General features: G+C 42.3%; 14 protein-coding genes. 8 read left to right on the forward strand and 6 right to left on the reverse strand.

Annotated elements, in window-relative coordinates; translation table 11 throughout:
- Window positions 1-143 precede the first annotated feature (143 nt).
- Both gor and V7K67_RS14465 read right to left on the reverse strand, forming a co-directional pair.
- The gene (gene gor / locus V7K67_RS14460; RefSeq protein WP_335167080.1) at window positions 144-1,520 is read right to left on the reverse strand and encodes a glutathione-disulfide reductase; all 1,377 of its coding nucleotides are present in this window, start codon (window positions 1,518-1,520) and stop codon (window positions 144-146) included.
- Window positions 1,521-1,752: 232 nt separating this feature from the next.
- Window positions 1,753-2,868 (reverse strand): FecR family protein, encoded by a 1,116-nt coding sequence (locus V7K67_RS14465; RefSeq protein WP_335167082.1) that lies wholly within the window; start codon window positions 2,866-2,868, stop codon window positions 1,753-1,755.
- 963 nt (window positions 2,869-3,831) lie between these two features.
- Between V7K67_RS14465 and V7K67_RS14470 the strand changes: the two genes are divergently transcribed.
- On the forward strand, window positions 3,832-4,992 hold the full coding sequence (locus V7K67_RS14470) for a hypothetical protein (protein ID WP_334733407.1): 1,161 nt from the start codon (window positions 3,832-3,834) through the stop codon (window positions 4,990-4,992).
- A gap of 446 nt (window positions 4,993-5,438) precedes the next feature.
- Here the strand turns inward: V7K67_RS14470 and V7K67_RS14475 are convergent, their stop codons facing one another.
- On the reverse strand, window positions 5,439-6,260 hold the full coding sequence (locus tag V7K67_RS14475; protein ID WP_334733406.1) for a sulfurtransferase: 822 nt from the start codon (window positions 6,258-6,260) through the stop codon (window positions 5,439-5,441).
- A 101-nt stretch (window positions 6,261-6,361) separates the two neighbouring features.
- Between V7K67_RS14475 and V7K67_RS14480 the strand changes: the two genes are divergently transcribed.
- The 6 genes from V7K67_RS14480 (at window position 6,362) to V7K67_RS14505 (ending at window position 14,993) form a co-directional block, all read left to right on the forward strand.
- Window positions 6,362-7,285, forward strand: a complete 924-nt coding sequence (locus tag V7K67_RS14480) for a tRNA (5-methylaminomethyl-2-thiouridine)(34)-methyltransferase MnmD (RefSeq protein WP_334733405.1) — start codon at window positions 6,362-6,364, stop codon at window positions 7,283-7,285.
- A 574-nt stretch (window positions 7,286-7,859) separates the two neighbouring features.
- Window positions 7,860-9,089, forward strand: a complete 1,230-nt coding sequence (locus V7K67_RS14485) for a response regulator (protein ID WP_334733404.1) — start codon at window positions 7,860-7,862, stop codon at window positions 9,087-9,089.
- Between the two features lie 200 nt (window positions 9,090-9,289).
- Window positions 9,290-10,639, forward strand: a complete 1,350-nt coding sequence (glmU, locus tag V7K67_RS14490) for a bifunctional UDP-N-acetylglucosamine diphosphorylase/glucosamine-1-phosphate N-acetyltransferase GlmU (protein ID WP_335167086.1) — start codon at window positions 9,290-9,292, stop codon at window positions 10,637-10,639.
- Window positions 10,640-10,953: 314 nt separating this feature from the next.
- Window positions 10,954-12,228 (forward strand): DUF4255 domain-containing protein, encoded by a 1,275-nt coding sequence (locus tag V7K67_RS14495; protein WP_334733401.1) that lies wholly within the window; start codon window positions 10,954-10,956, stop codon window positions 12,226-12,228.
- Window positions 12,225-14,213: an ATP-binding protein gene (locus V7K67_RS14500; RefSeq protein ID WP_334733400.1), complete on the forward strand. Its 1,989-nt coding sequence runs from the start codon at window positions 12,225-12,227 to the stop codon at window positions 14,211-14,213. The genes V7K67_RS14495 and V7K67_RS14500 overlap by 4 nt, the downstream gene beginning before the upstream one ends.
- A 324-nt stretch (window positions 14,214-14,537) precedes the next feature.
- Window positions 14,538-14,993 (forward strand): DUF2141 domain-containing protein, encoded by a 456-nt coding sequence (locus tag V7K67_RS14505; protein WP_335167089.1) that lies wholly within the window; start codon window positions 14,538-14,540, stop codon window positions 14,991-14,993.
- Window positions 14,994-15,246: 253 nt separating this feature from the next.
- Here the strand turns inward: V7K67_RS14505 and V7K67_RS14510 are convergent, their stop codons facing one another.
- Window positions 15,247-15,540, reverse strand: a complete 294-nt coding sequence (locus V7K67_RS14510) for a hypothetical protein (protein ID WP_334733399.1) — start codon at window positions 15,538-15,540, stop codon at window positions 15,247-15,249.
- Between the two features lie 112 nt (window positions 15,541-15,652).
- Complete coding sequence (locus tag V7K67_RS14515) at window positions 15,653-15,892, reverse strand: hypothetical protein (RefSeq protein WP_334733398.1); 240 nt, start codon at window positions 15,890-15,892, stop codon at window positions 15,653-15,655.
- 1,000 nt (window positions 15,893-16,892) lie between these two features.
- Between V7K67_RS14515 and V7K67_RS14525 the strand changes: the two genes are divergently transcribed.
- Complete coding sequence (locus V7K67_RS14525) at window positions 16,893-17,690, forward strand: sulfite exporter TauE/SafE family protein (protein WP_334733397.1); 798 nt, start codon at window positions 16,893-16,895, stop codon at window positions 17,688-17,690.
- Window positions 17,691-17,733: 43 nt separating this feature from the next.
- On the opposite strand, the gene V7K67_RS14530 is transcribed toward V7K67_RS14525, so the two are convergent.
- Window positions 17,734-18,396: a cadmium resistance transporter gene (locus V7K67_RS14530; protein ID WP_334710979.1), complete on the reverse strand. Its 663-nt coding sequence runs from the start codon at window positions 18,394-18,396 to the stop codon at window positions 17,734-17,736.
- Between the last annotated feature and the right edge of the window lie 170 nt (window positions 18,397-18,566).

Below are 18,566 nucleotides of genomic sequence, written 5' to 3' on the forward strand. Positions count from 1 at the left end.
GTTAGGAGTTTGGAGTTTGGAGTTTGGAGTTTGGAGTTAGGAGTTTGGAGTTTGGAGTTTGGAGTTTGGAGTTTGGAGTTTGGAGTTTGGAGTTTCTTTCTTCAACTCATAACTCATAACTCCTAACTCCTAACTCTTATTTATTACCGCATTGTGACAAATTCCTCTGCGGATGAGGGATGGATACCTACGGTGGCATCAAAGTCTTTTTTGGTTGCGCCCATCTTGATTGCGATCGCTACACCTTGGATAATTTCAGCTGCACTTTCACCTACCATGTGAGCGCCTAGAACCTTGTCGGTGTTGCTATCAACCACCAACTTCATCATTGTTTTCTCTTGCTTACCAGTCAAACTATAGTACATGGGGCGAAAGCGAGTGCGAAAAACTTTTACGGCATCACCGAGTTTCTCCCGTGCTTCGGCTTCTGTCAACCCTACTGTAGCGGCTTCTGGGCTAGAAAATATGGCTGTGGGAACAGTTTCGTGACTGAATTCGCGGCGGTTATTCCCAAATTCGCTATCGGCAAAGGCGCGACCTTCGCCAATGGCCACAGGGGTTAAATTTATTCGGTCGGTGACATCGCCAACAGCAAAGATATTCGGTTGATTAGTTTGACTATATTCATTGACTGCGATCGCATTTGTGGTAGGATAACCAGGCCCTTCGATAGAACTAGCGACAACATCAACCCCAGCGTTTTCTAAACCTAATCCATCTACATTAGGAGTTCGACCGGTCGCTACTAAAAACACATCGGCAATGACTGGTTCTTGATCATCCCCCGATAAAGTCAGTTTCAACCCTTCTGGCACACGTTCAATTGCTTTCACCACATTATTCTGAATCAGCCGAATTCCGTGGTTTGTCATACCCTCTTCAATTTCTGTACGGACATCCTCATCAAACCCTTTCAAAATCTTTTCACCTCTGGTAATTTGTGTCACCTCAGAACCCAAACCACGCATAATACAAGCAAATTCTGTGCCGATATAACCAGCGCCAATAATAACGATGTGTTTTGGTTGTTCTTTGAGATGAAAGATTTCGTTAGAGGTAATGCCATATTCCATCCCTGCTAAATCTGGCTTGATGGGACGCCCACCAACAGCAATTAAAATTTTGTCTGCTGTAATTTTGCGTCCATCAACTTCTACTGTGTGGGGGTCTACTAATGTGGCGCGACCAGAAATTAGTGCCACTCCAGCTTTTTCTAAGAAGCTGATGTGTAGTTGTGACAATCGTCGAACTTCCTTATCTATAGATGTAATGAAATATTCCCAGTCAAACTCCGCATTACCTACTTTCCAGCCATAGCCTGAAGCTTCACTGAATAGTGCAGGAAAGTGAGAACCATAGACCATGAGTTTTTTGGGAACGCAACCGCGAATCACACAAGTGCCACCAACTAAATCATATTCAGCGATCGCTACTTTTGCACCATAGCTAGTCGCTCGTTTGGAAGCCGCCAAACCTCCAGAACCCGCACCAATTACAAACAGGTCGTAATCAAAAGTCATAAATTTATGTTCTCTCTAGCAAAAAGTTAGTTCCTGGGAACTTACACACAGAATGTAATGGAACTATATAAGGATATCCGGTGAACCCTGTGTAAGTCCTGTCCTTGATTTAATCTAGCGTTAGCAGATGCTATCTGGTCGTAGGGAATATCACTTTTTGCTTTAGTGGCTGTAGAGGCAATAGTTAACACTTATTATAAGTATGCCCCTAGCGCTGGGTATAAATTTACGTTTATGTGGTTGGTCTTTTCGGTGGCGGTTCTACAGGAGGTGATGTCGGAACTACAGGAGGTGATGTCGGAACTACAGGAGGTGATGTCGGAACTACAGGAGGTGATGTCGGAACTACAGGAGGTGATGTCGGAACTACAGGAGGTGATGTCGGAACTATAGGAGGTGTTGTCGGAACTACGTTATTATTCTGGGTGCTGACATTATTATTGTTACTATTTCTCTCAGATCGCCGCTGCTCAGTATTTGACAGGACTTGTCCTATGTCCTCAAATAAATTTAATGGTGAATCATCTTTAATGGGGTCTACTGAGGAATTGTCTGTAGTAATGTCGTCGGTAGAGGAAGTTGAAGTACTAGTAGTTAGGTCAGCAAAAGATGGGTTTTCAACTACTCCCTCACCTTTTATCGGCGTCTGTGCGTTCAAAGCCGCAACAGTTTCAGCTTGAACACTAGCGATCGCCGGGTCGGCTGTAGGTGTAAGATTTTGCTTAGTTAAATCAAACCCCCGAACCATATCGCTGGTTTCATAAAAATTTCTGAGATCAAAGTCGTATAAACCCTGAAATCTGCCTTTAACTATAACTATCATCTGTCCTGCTTGCAGCACTTGAGTTTGAGAAGCTTCCTTGTTAGAAACTTCAATACCGCTATTGGTCAGCGCCCCCACAATTGTGGTATCTGTTTCTTGGTTGTAGCGTACAAATAATGCTGAACCACGAATTGCAGCTGCTGCACTTGGCGTTTGTATAAGTGTTTGTCCCCTTCCAGGTGGGATAAGCAGCAATGCAGTTCCGTTTGAAAGTCTAAAGCTGCGAGTCTTTGGTAAAAATTGAAATATAGCCTGTTCACCAACTCGTGCTAAAGAGCCGTCGTTAAAGCGCAAGTCTGCTAAAGAAGCCCGACCAGTTGACAAACCATCACCAGGAGTCATTGCATCTGATTTGCGTGCAGGACGTTTCTTCTCTCTATTTCTAGGTATTAGTTGTACCAAGTTACGGAGGTTCTGAATTTCTGCTCGCGTCAGAGGAGTTATGGCTTTTACCTGATTTGGGAAAGGCAATACTATAATTCCCCATAAAGCAATCACTAATAGTGGAAACGATTTATGAAACATAGTTTGAGAATTTACGAACTTCAACTAGTACCAAAACAGTTAAAGGTTTAAGCTAGCGCTAAATTGTTATGTAGCAATCCGATTTGATTTTTGAACTTATTTGTGTATACAAGGAGTAGGGAATAGGGAATCAGGCTTCTTGAGTTGTAAGGAGTTTTTTCAAAAATCAAATAGAAGTCTTATAGGAAGTTTGTTTAGGTAAACTTATCTGGATTTGAGTCTATATTTAATACATAAAATAAATCATAAATAAGCTATGTGTTTAGTCTCTTAAAGTTTTTATTCTGAAACTGACATTGTGTGTAGTAAAGTCTGTGGAAGATTTAAAAGTTAGTAATTTAGGACTTACGCACACTCTATGAATTCTCGGCGCTCTTGGCGTCTTCTCTACGAGACGCTGCGCGTTGGCGTCAGCCTCTCGAAGAGAAGGCGGTTCGATAAATTAGGCTTTTTGGCGATTTTTGCGTAAGTCCTATAATTGATATAAACAATTAAATAAGGAGTACCTTACAGATATAGCGGTTCCCACTCAAGTGCGGTACAAAATTAGATCGCAAGGTGTAGGGGCAATTCATGTAGACGCGAACGCAAGTGCGTCTACATGAATTGCGGCTTCCCGCAGGGTATTGCCCCTACGCGTGTACCTCACGTGAACGAGAACCGCGATAATCCTTTCTAAATTAGATCAGCCACAGAGTCATTAGTTATTTAGGACAAGAAGTTGCTACAGATATGTTGTGAAATTACTCACTAATCGTATTTCACTAAATCCCATCAAAAATCTTCTCGGAATATCTCAGTTTTTTAGAGAAAATCCGGGAGAAAATCTGAAAAGCAGCAATTTTAGTTTGTAAATTAAGTATATACCTACAAAGCTCAGATAGATGCACTCAATTGTATCTTTTGAGTCGGAACTTCCGATGCAGCCGGTGGGTCTACATTTGCCAAATGCGATCAAACCAGATGCGACTCAAGAACTGGAAGAATTTGTTTTTTTGTATTTTGTTAGCGTCCAGTGGTGGAAGCTGTTGTTGCATTCGAGTAGATGCGGCAGAATCTACAAATACGTTGAATCTGGCACAGCAAAAACTAGAAACGACTCAAACCCCAGCACAAACCAAAGAACCTGAAAATACTCAAAAGCAAAATGATCCGCCACCGCTAGAATCGCAGCCAAGTAATTTGCCTACTTCAGACTCAAAAGAGCAACTATTAAATACGCCTGAGATAAATCAGTCTCAAAGGCTAGAGAGACTAATGCAGCTGCTACGATCGCCAAAACGGCCACCTAAGTCCGATCGCGATCGCGAATTAGGGTTACGGGTGCGGTTACTACCCTTAGAACAGCAGCCACCACCACCGAAAGAACAACCCGTAGTTAAGTTTAAACCTATCGGCTATCTACAGGCCCATGTAGGCTACTTCGAGACGAGTAACATTTTTTCGTCACATGATAGTCCCATCGAAGATGGTTTAATTTTTTCTGGACTGACACTAGCCTCAGCGTATTTCCCTTTAGGATCTAAGACTTATTTAAATGGCTCAATTGATGGGAATCTCATCCGTTATATAAATCAGTCACAATATGATTACAACCAAGTAAGATTTAATCTCAATATTTACCAGCAGTTATCGCGGCGAATGTACGGAGAAATCAGTTGGAGCAATCAACAGTTATTTTATGCCAACAACAGCGATCACCTGGATAGCTTCAAAGCAGGCGATCGCTTTTTAAATGAGAATTCCCTACAACTGTCTTTAGGACGGCGAGATCCCTTAACTCCAAGATTAACCCTAGATAGCTTCTACGAATTTAGTGTAAATTTTTCTGATCCTCAAAGTCGTAATCGGATCATCAATTCCTTTTGGGTTTCTCTAAACTACTACTTGCAAAAGCCTCTCCAGGTTGGTATTGACTACCAAATGAACTTATCAGACTTTACACAACGCGATCGAGAAGACCAATTTTATCGGCTATTCGGGCACTTAAATTACCGAATATCCGATACCACTAATATGAATGTGCAGGCTGGAGTGAGTTTAGGTAGTTCAACCGACGAAAACATTGACTTTGATGGCTGGTTCTTCAGTATTAATTACAATTTCCAATTAGGTCGCTTTTGAGAAGAGTTAGGAGTTAGGAGTTAGGAGTTAGGAGTTTGGAGTTTGGAGTTTGGAGTTTGGAGTTTGGAGTTTGGAATTTGGAGTTTGGAGTTTGAAATTAAAAACCATTTGTGAGAGGTTAAGGTCAGATACAATTTGTCAATAAGCAATAGTACTTAAAATATTGCTGAAATCGGGATTAGAAACAGAATTTTTGATTGGGCGATGCCTAGGTTGGGCTTTGCCTACGCGTCATCTTGATACGCATCATTTATTCTTAACCCATAATTTCAGTACAACAGTTAACTTAATACCTCGGCTCTTTCCAAATTTTAAGCATAATTTCTAATTGACAAAAGTAATATTATCTTAACCTCTCACCGATGATTAAAAACTGGCTTCAATTCATAACTCCTCACTCATAACTCTTCACTCCTAACTCTTAACTTCTCACTCCTAACTCATAACTATAAATAAGAAATCCAATCACTCCAACTGCCAGCATAAAGTTTACCCTGGCTAATGCCAGCTAATTCTAGAGAAAGTAAATTTACACAAGCAGTAACGCCAGAACCGCAATAAACCAAGATTTCTTCGGCTGTTTCTAGCTTTTCCCAGCGACGACGTTGTTCCTCTTGAGGGAGTAGGTAGCCGGAAGAGTCTGTAACTTCTTGCCAAGGATAGTTGACTGCACCGGGAATATGTCCGGCAATCTTATCAATTGGCTCTCGTTCACCTCGGTAGCGATCGCTCTCTCTTGAATCTACTAATACTACCTCATCGCTGTCTTTCCGGCTTTTTACCGCTGTAATATCTACCACCTTTTCTGTTTGTACTTGGGCTACAAACGTACCCTTTCGGGGATGAGGAATAATATCTGTAACAGAATACCCAGCTTTTTGCCATCCAGCGAAGCCGCCATCCAGTACTGCTACTTGCTCATGTCCGAGATAGCGTAACAGCCACCATAGACGAGCCGCAAAAGCAAAGCGCGAATCATCATAAGCTACAACTAAAGTTTTTTGGTAATCTACCCCAATTGCTGCCAATTTGGTAGCTATATCATTGGGGTTAGGTAAAGGATGTCTCCCGCCATGCTTACCCACTGGACTGGAAAGATCCTGATTCAAATCTAAGTAATACGAACCTTCTATATGAATTGTTTGATACTGCTGTTGTCCTAGTTGTGGATCGGCTAAAGAAAAGCGACAATCCACAATAACGACTTGCGGATCTTCTCGATGTTCAAACAGCCAAGTTGGTGAAATAACAAATTGGGTATGGGGCATGGGGTATGGGGCATTGGATAAGTTAGATTTACTACTCACTACTCAGCACTCACTACTCAGCACTCATAAAGGACATTGGTAATTATTTAGTTTTTTGTTAGATGTCAGACTTAGAAAATTTTACACCTAAGCTCACAGCAGATGGTTCTTTCACCTTTGTCTCTCAAGAGTTTGGTGAATCCTTTCACAGCCATTATGGAGCTATGCAGGAGAGTTTTTGCAAGTTTGTGGAACCGACTCAACTAGCTACAGCGGCTCAAAAACCAGTCTTGCGACTATTGGATGTTTGTTATGGTCTAGGATATAACACCGCTGCGGCTTTGCAGACAATTTGGGCAGTGAATCCTAGTTGTTGTGTTGAAGTAATCGGTTTAGAACTGAATCCAGCAGTGCCACAAGCGGCGATCGCTCATCACTTGTTCGATAATTGGAACTGTAACTATATTGAAATTTTAAAAGAGCTAGCTTGTGAGCATCAAGTGCAAACGCCTTACCTGAAAGCAAAGCTACTAATTGGCGATGCTAGAAATACGATCAGGCTAGTACATCAATCGGGTTTCTGGGCAGATGCAATTTTCCTCGATCCCTTTTCACCACCTCAATGCCCTCAATTATGGACTGTTGAATTTATTAAACAAGTGTCATTGTGTTTACATCCAGATGGTTTGTTAGCCACCTATTCTTGTTCTGCGGCTGTACGCACAGCACTTTTGTCTGCTGGCTTGGTGATATATTCTACCCCACCCGTAGGAAGGCGATCGCCTGGTACTATGGCAACACATTCTCGGATTGCTGAGTCTAAAGACCATTCAGCACTCACCACCCTCTCGCAAGCTGAAAAAGAACACTTACTAACTCGTGCTGCTATTCCCTATCGCGATCCTCAATTGAGTGATCCAACCGAAGTCATCGTGATGCGGCGACAACAAGAGCAACAAGCCTCTTGCCTGGAACCTACCTCCCGTTGGCGAAAAAGGTGGCTGTTGGGAACACAAGGCAGGGATTTTATGGGAAATAGTTTGTAGTTCGGTTGCGATGTTTACGACAGGCTATGCCTATACAATTGTAACCCTGATTCTCAGTCCTTAATTCCAGAAAAGTTAGACATTTTTTTGCCAAAATTTCTGATTTCGTTTCCAAATACTTAGGTAACAAGTTTTTACGAGCCAAATAGCTTGATTATATGATAGTATTTAATATCACATCCAGTTCAACAGTACTTGAGTATTGCTATAACTGAGTAAGTAAAAACATATATACCTAATGATTACCATAAAAATTTGAAACTCAAAACCCGATATCTCGCATAGAGCAGTCAACTATAACGGTTGATGACGCCACGAGGTTAAAAAATCTCCGTAAAAAACCTGATTGAACATTTGTGCCGATTCATCATACTGGAATTAGAAGCAAAAAATGTGACAACAAGATACACCTTGTTCGTAACATAAAAAATACATGCTGCGAAAAACTTAGATAGGCAGCTTGACATCATGCATAATCCATATCGAAACTCCGGCTCAGATACAGTCGAATCTTAAATTTGTTTGTTATTGAAATCTGACACTGTTAACTTGTGCAAAAACTTGGAGTGCCTTTGTGATTCAATGGAAATCCAACCATACAGGCTTTACAGAACAAATTGTTAGTGGGTCAAACCCCATTAGCAGAGTGAAGAGTATCGGTTCAAATCATGCCGTAGGGTCGCAAAATGCGCAGAGTTCTTTAGGCTTATCTCAAGAGGGCCTGATGTTTCAAGATAGTCAAGCAGCGTCTTCTTGGATCAAAGCTGATGTTAATTGTGGTGATAGTTTATTAGTCTCTAGAACACTACAAGCTAAAGGTTCTAAGGTGAATGGGTTTGATTTAGATCCGCCGAAAGTTTTAGTCGTTGACGATCATGCCGCCAGTCGGATGACTGCTGTTGCCCTCTTGGGGATGGAAGGATACGAAGTCATTGAGGCAGACAGTGGTTCTATTGTTGTGGGATTGGTAACTCAAAAACAACCAGATTTGATTTTGCTGGATGTGATGATGCCAGGAATGGATGGATTTGAAGTCTGCCAATTGCTCAAACAGGATGAGCAGACTAGGCTAATCCCGGTGATTTTTATTACAGCGTTAAATGACAGGCGATCGCGCATTCAGGGAATTGAAGTTGGGGCAGATGATTTTCTTACCAAACCCTTTGATCGTGTGGAACTGGCGGCGCGTGTAAAGTCCTTAGTACGGCAGAAGCGTCTGAACGAAGATTTAGACCATGCCGAACAAGTACTATTTTCCATTGCCATGTCTATTGAAAGTCGCGATCCAAATACGGGCAACCATTGTGAACGACTAGTAAAACTGGGACAAGTTTTTGGTGAATATCTCAGCCTGTCACGCTACCAAATTCGAGATTTGAGGTGGGGTAGTTATCTCCACGATATCGGTAAAGTTGGTATTCCCGATGCAGTGCTGTTGAAAAAAGGCGAACTCACCCCCGAAGATTGGCAGATCATGCAGCAGCATGTTTTGATTGGGGAAAAAATCTGCCAGCCATTACGCAGTATGCGGGGTGTAATTCCCATTATTCGCCATCACCACGAACGTTGGGATGGCTCAGGCTACCCTGATAGACTCCAGGGGAATGATATTCCCTATCTGGCGCAAGTATTTCAGTTAATTGATATTTACGATGCCCTAACCAGCGAACGACCTTACAAAAGAGCTTTTCCTTCAGCAGAAGCACTTTCGGTAATGCAAAAAGAAACTGATTCCGGTTGGCGTAATCCCAAACTAATGCAGCAGTTTGCAGAGTTTATTCGCTCCTATCAAGGAAAAGAGTAGGCAGTACGCGGTAGGGAGTAACGATTTGTCGCTGCTGTAATGAGTGCGAAATAGTATTACAATCTCCAACTTTTACGAAAGCAGTTGTCTTAACTCCTTTTATATTTCACTCTTCTATGATTAGCTGGTATGATTTGAACCTATATTTTAAAGTACCAAAAGCATTAATTATAATTTCACTGATAGCTAATAGCTAATTTATGGTAGTTGTAGCAATTCTAGCGGCGGGACGCGGCACACGGATGAAATCAAGCTTACCCAAGGTTTTACATTCTTTGGGTGGGCGATCGCTAGTAGAGAGAGTTCTCGAAAGTGTAGAACCACTTTCGCCTTCACGGCGAATCGTGATTGTGGGATATCAGTCCGAGGAAGTGCAAGCCTCCATGCATTTAACTCCCAGCTTGGAGTTTGTCGAACAGACTGTGCAATTGGGAACAGGTCATGCTATCCAGCAATTACTTCCTCACTTGGAAGGCTACATCGGTGATTTGCTGATACTTAACGGCGATTTACCGTTAATACGCAGCGAAACCCTCAAGCAGATGTTACAAACTCATGCCCGAAATCAAAACGCCGCCACCATTCTTACCTCCCACCTACCCGACCCCACAGGCTACGGGCGCGTTTTTTGTAACGGTGAAAATATTGTGCAGCAAATGGTAGAACACAAGGATTGTACTGTTGCCCAAAGACAAAATCAGCGCATTAATGCTGGAGTTTATTGCTTCCGCTGGCCAAATTTGGCAAAGGTGCTTCCCCATTTACAGGCAAACAATGCCCAAAAAGAATACTATCTCACTGATGCCGTGACTCAAGTCGGACAAGTGATGGCAGTGGATGTGGAAGACTACCAAGAAATTCTCGGCATCAACGATCGCTTGCAACTGGCAACAGCAGCCGAAATTTTGCAAAGACGAGTCAAGGAAAAATGGATGCTGGCAGGTGTCACCCTCATCGACCCCACAAGCATCACCATTGACGAAACAGTAGAATTACAGCCTGATGTAATTATTGAACCCCAAACTCACCTGCGAGGAAATACGGTAATTAAAACAGGAAGTCACATTGGGCCGGGAAGTTTCATTGAAAATAGCCAATTGAGTGAAAATGTCACCGTGCAGTATTCAGTGGTGACAGATAGCACCGTGCAGGCAGGAAGCCGAATTGGCCCTTATGCTCATTTGCGCGGTCACGTAGAGGTGGGTGCTGGTTGTCGTGTAGGGAATTTTGTGGAATTGAAAAATACACAATTAGGCGATCGCACCAATGCAGCACATTTGTCGTATCTAGGTGATAGTGTTGTCGGTAATCAGGTGAATATTGGTGCCGGTACAATTACTGCCAATTATGACGGCGTGAAAAAACATCGTACCAAAATAGGCGATCGGACAAAAACTGGTGCCAATAGCGTTTTAGTGGCCCCACTCACCTTGGGAGATGATGTCTATATCGCGGCTGGTTCTACAGTCACAGAAGATGTGCCTGATGATTCTTTGGTAATTGCCCGTAGTCGTCAAGTCGTGAAACCAGCTTGGCGGAAGAAAAGTTAAGTAAGAGCAACTATCAAGCAGCAAGTTTTGTAGTGGGGTCTAAATCCCTGTTGCAAAACTTACTTAGGAACGTGGATTAAATTAAGATGCAAAACCTCATCCTGTCTCTAGCTTCCCTCTCCTTTCCAAGGAGAGGGATTGAGGGTGAGGTAAACCAAAGACATAAATTGTATGTTATTTAATTCTTATTCCTTAGTTCCTAATCCCCAGTCCCCCAATCACCACTACAGAATATTTAAAGTTTTGCAAAATATATTCTGTCAATGTACTCTGGCATACATGATTAATATGTGCTATTGCCATGAGGAATGAGGATGAGTAATATGCTCTCTATAGCCGCCGTGACAGCAGTACTAAAAGTCTTGCTGGAAAATGGTTTAGTCAGCGATCCGATCGCTGCTAGTGTTGGTGATGTGATTGTAACTGCCCTACCACCCGATCGAATTTCAGTTGAAGCTGATGAGCGCGCTCAACTCAACCTCTTTCTCTATCAAGTGACACAGAATCGCAATGTCGATTGGGTATCTCAGGAATTTCGGAGCAAGCACTCACGTATTAATGGAAACCCGTTTTCTCCAACTCCACCACTGGCGCTTGACCTCCATTACTTGCTAACAGCCTACGGAGCCAAGGATTTTCAGGCGGAGCTTTTACTGGGCTACGCAATGCAGTTATTACACAAAACACCAGCTATCACATCTGATATTATTAAAAATACTTTGATCAATGCATCCACAACCAATACTTCAAGTGCTTTTTCGCAAGCTGTAGCAAATGTGTCTGTATCCGATTTAGCTGAACAAATTGGACAGATCAAACTGACTCCGGAGTTTTTTAACATGGAAGAAACTTCTAAGTTATGGTCTGCTTTACAAACGCACTATCGACCTTCAGCTACCTATCTGGCATCAATGGTACTGATTGAGAGTAGCAAATCTGACAACCCCGAAGGTTTCTACGTGATGCCCTTATCACAGCCGATTATAGAGCAAGTGATGTCTCCGGCAAAGACTGAGCAAATGATTGTTGCAGGCACAACATTAGTAATTCGTGGTAAACGGTTACGCGGTGAAATCACACGAGTTCGTTTGGGTAATACGGAGACATTACTAGTACCTCAAGAAGTTAAAGAAACCCAAATCAGCTTGTTAGTTCCGCCAGATTTGTACCCAAGTGTGCAGGGTGTTCAAATCGTACACCTGACAATGGGCAATGGGGGGCAAATGGATCATCTCGTTGAATCAAACGTTGCAGCTTTTGTTCTACATCCAACAATTACAGCATTCATCACCCAAGTGGAAAATACTGGCGACAATTTACGCACAGCAGAAATTAACGTTAAATTCCAGCCCAAGGTAGGTAAGGCACAGCGAGTAGTTTTACTACTCAATGAAGTGTCAGAGAATGCTCCATCTGCTTACTCTTTCTTGGTGGCATCACGCACTGAAGATACTGATGCAATCACTATTCCTATCAAAAACGTCAAGCCAGGAACTTATATTGTCCAGGTGCGGGTAGATGGTGCCCAAAGTCCACTGCACAAAAATCACTCTGGGGCTTATGATTCGCCACAGGTAACTATTTTATGAATGCTACAACAATTAATCGTAATTGGGATGAGGCAAACTACCGCTACCTATCAGCAGCCCTAGCCGTGGTGCGTGGTATTTTAGAAAATCACACGGCAAAAGAGCAAAATCAAGCTCCAGAGAAAAACCAAGCGCTTTTACAGCAAGCTTTACAGGAAGCTGCTGCTATGCCTGCACCATCAGCATTGGAGAGAGTATGCAAGATGTTTAACCTCTCATCCTTTGAACGTGATTTGTTGCTGTTGTGTGCAGGTATGGAATTGAATGGAGATTTTGCTAAATTATGTGCTATAATCCACGGAGATTCGCAACGAGCTTACCCAACTTTGGGTTTAGCTCTGGCAGCTTTACCCGATGTCCACTGGGATGCGATCGCACCAAATGCTCCCTTACGTCATTGGCGATTAATTCAAATTGGTGATGGTCATGCCCTGACTCTTAGTCCCCTAAGAATTGACGAACGGATTTTACATTATCTCACGGGCATTCAATATCTCGACGAACGCTTGGCTGGCATCATTGAACCATTACAAGAAGTTAGTGATTTAGTACCCTCGCACCAAGATTTAGCAGAGCGAGTCGCAGCAATTTGGTCACAAGCTTCCAAGGTTAATAGCTTGCCAATTGTCCAGTTATGTAGTAAAGAAACTACTAGTAAACGTGCCATTGCCGCCACAATTTCTCAACTTCATGGTTTAAGTCTGTGGGTAATGGCTGCACAAGTCATTCCCTTAGCACCTGGCGAGTTGGATAACCTCATCCGCTTGTGGACTCGCGAGACAATTTTAAGTAAATGTGCCTTACTCATAGATTGCAACGAATTAGATACTAATGATACGGCACGGCTAAATGCGATCGCTCATTTCATCGAACGCACCAAGGGCTTTTTAATAGTCACAAGTCGAGAACGTATAGATTTATCACAACGCCTAGTAATTAATTTTGACGTACATCAACCAACTAGCAAAGAACAAGGTGCAGTTTGGCAAGATGCACTAGATGGGATAGCACCACAAATGAACGGGCAAATTAAAACCCTAGTGGAGCAGTTTAACCTAAGTGCTGCAACCATTCGCGCTGCTTGTGCAGAAGCCGCAGGACAGTTAGCACAAACACCAGAAACCGATATCAGTGATATTTTATGGGATGCCTGCCGTGTGCAAGCACGTCCACGCTTGGATGAACTCGCCCAACGAATTGAGCCATCTGGTAATTGGGAAGACTTAGTATTACCAGAGGCACAGAAACAAGTTCTTCGGGAAATTGCGGCTCATGTGCGCCAACGTAGTACTGTATATAATAATTGGGGTTTTGGGGCCAAGAGTGCCAGGGGATTAGGAATCAGCGCTCTATTTGCAGGTGGTAGCGGCACTGGTAAAACTTTGGGCGCAGAAGTGCTGGCCCATAAATTGCGCCTCGATCTTTATCGCATTGACCTATCATCGGTAGTTAGCAAATATATTGGCGAAACAGAGAAGAATTTGCGTCGGGTATTTGATGCCGCCGAACAAGGCGGGGTGATTTTGTTATTTGATGAAGCTGATGCTTTATTTGGTAAACGGAGTGAAGTTAAAGATGCCCGCGATCGCTATGCCAATATAGAAGTTAGCTACCTATTGCAACGGATGGAAAGCTACCCAGGTTTAGCAGTTCTGACTACCAACTTGAAGAGTGCAATTGATACAGCCTTCCTGCGGCGGATTCGCTTCGTAGTGCAGTTTCCCTTCCCCGATACAATGCAACGAGCCGAGATTTGGCGACGCGTCTTTCCAGATGATACACCAACCAGAGATTTAGATGCTCTGCAACTAGCACGGCTCAATGTCGCTGGAGGTAATATCCGTAACATAGCCTTAAATGCTGCTTTCCTCGCTGCCGATGCTGGGGAAGCAGTTCAGATGAAACACGTGTTGCGATCTGCTCAAACAGAATATAGTAAGTTAGAGAAGCCTTTAACTGAGGCAGAAATTGGGGGATGGACGTGATTTGAAAATTTAGAGGGCACTACATAACTCGTCGAATTTCTGAGAAACTCTTCATTCCACACTACAGGCTGGAAACACTAAAAATGGTGGAAATCTCTGCTATGTGGAAATTTTCACACATCAAAGCTGCCTAGAGTTAATCTAAACTCTAGGGCCAAATTTTCCCAAGAATCTTTCCCAAGAATATTTTACAGATGTGCCAAGAGATGAAATATGGCAGGATACTTGCAAGTATTGGCTGAATAATGTCAGGATGAGTCTGCGCGATCTTAATCTAAGTGAAAACTTAATTTCAGCAAAACTTATTTATTCTGTGAAAATTTTATGGTTAAAGGATTGAGAGTTAGTATGCTGCTATTAGCAGTTCTGGGAAATCTGGTATGGTCATTTAGTGCTAAGGCAAATTTTAACGGCAAACTTACTGTAGAAATTGATGGCTTGAAGAATAAAGAAGGACAAGTCTGTGCGAGTCTATTTGGAAGCAGTGAAGGATTTCCTAGCGATCGCGATCGCGTCTTACAAAAACAGTGTACCAAGATTACTGACAATCCCTTACTAATTACCTTTGACAACTTGAAAGCAGGTAGTTACGCCGTTGCTGTCTTCCACGATCAAAATAATGACCGCATTCTTAATCGCAATATTTTTGGTATACCAAGCGAAGGCTTTGGATTTTCTCGCAACCCAGAAATTCGCACCAGAGCGCCCAAATTTAGCGAAGCAGCATTTTTAGTTGCAGGCCCAAATACCAATATCCAAATCCAGTTAAAATATTTTTAGGCTGACAGCAGATTTCAAATTGATCCACTGCCAATTTGAAATTTTCGGTAGCAAAAAAAGTTCCCTTCCAGCAAAACTTTAATTTTGGATTGAAGGAAAAATCTAAAATCTAAAATCGAATGACCGAAAACGACTCATGATACAGAGCAACTAAATTTATTTATGGGGATCATCAATTTTGAATTTTGAATTCGGAGCGTACCCCTGCAGGGATCTTGCTACGCGCAGCGTCTCCAAGAGTTGCGACGTGACTCTATTCTGGTGAATCATTGTCTGAATCTTCCGGTAGACTTTGTTGTTCCGGTAAGCCACGCATTCGATTCATTTGTGATGGGGATTCTAAACTGTTGCTACGAGTCCGGCTAAAGCCGTCCCAATCAAGCTTTTTAGCTTTGGTTTCCCAGATACGAAATCTGGTAGGCACGGTCAATAATGCCCTACAGACCTTGACTAGAACAAGTTCTAATTGTGTCTCTACTTTGCGAAGAATATTTGCTGCGCCGTTTAAATCAGCGTTGATTAATTTGCCAGTAGAAGTCCGATACATTCCACGTTTAACTCGTTTCCCCGATGCCTTCCACCCTTGGGGTTTTTCACCGAATGTAGGCAGAAAATCACCGTCTAAAAAACTAGCTTTACTGGTGTAGATTCTTCGGTTTCTACAAAATTAATCCCGTATATTCACACAGTTGTTTGATTCGTTCTTTGAGTTTTGCAGTAGGAATTTGTACAAAAGATTGAGTTGTTTTACCCAGTTGTACTTCTTGTCGCTGCCCCTGATTCCACCCAAAGACAACTACACCAATTTGATGTTCAATAGAGTAGTCAATAACTAGCCCAGCGGCTTTATTCACTGCATATCTCATTTGTCGGTTACGTTTCTCTGTGATCTGTGCCAATTGATCATCCCAGTATCCTTGCATTTGTGAGAGGTTAAGGTCAGATACAATTTGTCAATAAGCAATAGTACTTAAAATATTGCTGAAATCGGGGTTAGAAACAGAATTTTTGATTGGGCGATGCCTAGGTTGGGCTTTGCCTACGCGTCATCTTGATACGCATCATTTATTCTTAACCCATAATTTCAGTACAATAGTTAACTTAATACCTCGGCTCTTTCCAAATTTTAAGCATAATTTCTAATTGACAAAAGTAAGATTATCTTAACCTCTCACCGATGGTATCCTTGTGGTTTACCTTCTTTAAGAGTGCTAACACGCTTGTTGTACCACTGGTTAAGAGATTTAACTTTGCGACCATCAACTATAAAGCTAACGCCAACGTGAATTATCCCTATGGTGATTAACTTGTAGGTAATTTTTCTAGCAACCAGTCCTAAGAAGTTTAACTGACTGCGGAGTATTATCCAGAGAATCTAGCGATATACAACGCGAATACGCTGGACGTTTAATCATGATTACGAGTAAAATACGGTAAGTGCATCGCCTTACGTGCTTTTACATGTAAAACCGCAGAAAAACCCAGTTAGAAGTTGAGTTTAGCAGAACAACTGACCCATAAGCAGTTATCAAAGTCTGTTTGAGCTAAATGCCAGTTGTCATGCTTCCAAAAACTCCCAGACAGGTTTGAAGTTATCCAGGAATCCTCTGCCCTAACTTTTAGCTGGATAACCTTTGTGTCACTCATCTCTTGAGAAACACAATAACTCACCATAACTAGCTCTGTCTACCGCTGGGCTATAGTTTGGCTGACTTGCTGCTTTCTAGCAGTGAAGCTTTAGCTGAATTTCAATTCTAGCTGCTCGTAGTTAAGTCAGTGAAAAGTTATCAAGGCTTCGTTTGGGGATTTAAACCCTACTCGACGCTGCTCACTTATAGAAGTGGGAGACTCAACAAGATTCTGATAACTGATAACTAATTGTTGAAACCCCCAAAGAGTATGCACTATCTATTACTACCGTTCTTAAGCTTTTTTGTTGGCATCATCGTTGGTTTGACGGGAATTGGTGGAGCCTCTCTCATCACGCCAATGTTGATTTTTGTTTTTCAGGTTCCGCCTTCTATCGCTGTGAGTTCTGATGTTGTGGCAGCCACATTGATGAAAATTGTTGGTAGCGTCAAGCACTGGGAACAGAAAACTCTTGACACAGAAGTTGTCAAATGGCTGGCCTTTGGGAGTGTTCCAGGCTCACTGTTGGGGGTGGGGATTTTGCACTTCATTAAACGTACAGGTGAGTACAATCTAGATAACATCTTGCTCCGTTTGCTTGGCGGAGTGATTTTGCTAGTCACAGTGTTAGCACTAGTGCAATTGTTGTTATTGACTTTTTTCCCCAAATTTAATTTACCCGAACTGCCAAAATTAGACTTAGAAACTAACTTTGGTCGATTTGTGACAATTACTTTGGGAGCAATTTTAGGCTGTTTAGTTGGTCTAACCAGCGTCTCCTCAGGTTCAATGTTTGCCCTAGTGCTGATTGGGTTTTTCCGCCTTGATGCCCGGAAGTTAGTGGGTACAGATATTTCACACGCAGCAATTTTACTGCTGTTTACAGCCCTCGGTCATCTCAGCCTGGGAACAGTTGATTGGAGTTTGGTGCTGCCTATATGGCTAGGCTCTGTACCTGGGGTGTTACTAGGTGCTAAAGTCTGCGAGGTAGCCCCACAACGCCCTTTACGGTTTATCATTTATGCCATTTTGATGATGGTGAGTTGGAAATTAGTTCATCAAGTGTAACCAAATTGAGATTTTCAATCCCCAATCCAGCATCCACCATTAATTAACTTCTCACCCAAGGTAGTAGAGTGAATGTACCTCGCTCATACATAATCAACAGACCCAAGCCAATTAACACAAAAGGTACAACAGCTTGGCCGTAGCGATTGAAAAGATCGGCAATGGTAGGTTGACGGCTTAAAGAATAAGCGATCGCACACCAAATCCCTACCATGATAAAAAATACACTTATAATTACTCCCAAGCTGGCAAGATCGTGACCAGCGAACAAAGGAACATATACACTAATATTGTCACCACCATTAGCGATCGTGACTGCTGATACTTTATAAGTTTGGCGGTGTAAAATACTCAAAATAAAAGACAATACCGGGTTAGTAGATGTGGGCTGGTTAAAATCACTACTGACTGTCTGAACTGTTATAGTATCTTCTTCTCTATATACTAAGTGGTGAATACCAATACCAATTGGTAGCAATCCTAGCAATCCTATCCATTCTCGCTGTATAACTAATCCACCAAAAAATCCTGGTAAGCTAGCGATGATAATGGCTGCAAAACCCAGATATTGACCTAGTAAGATATGCCGCCGCCGAAAATTACCATCTACCTGTGAAAAAAATATTAACAAGATAATCATGTCATCTATGTTGGTGGCGATGAAGGCAATTATCCCTTCACTGAAAGCTGTCCCTAGCTTACTCATGCTGGATTTTTAGAATATACAATTTATAACCATACCAAATTAACCTTCTGGCACAACTAAGCTTTAATATAGAGAAAGTCAGGGTTCTCTAGTTGAGTACCAACCCCATAGCTGAAGCTAGGGGCTTGTAGGAGACTTCACCTGACCAGACTAACCGTTTAGAGCAAGAG

The sequence above is a fragment of the Nostoc sp. genome (assembly GCF_036917155.1).
Lineage (GTDB): Bacteria > Cyanobacteriota > Cyanobacteriia > Cyanobacteriales > Nostocaceae > Nostoc.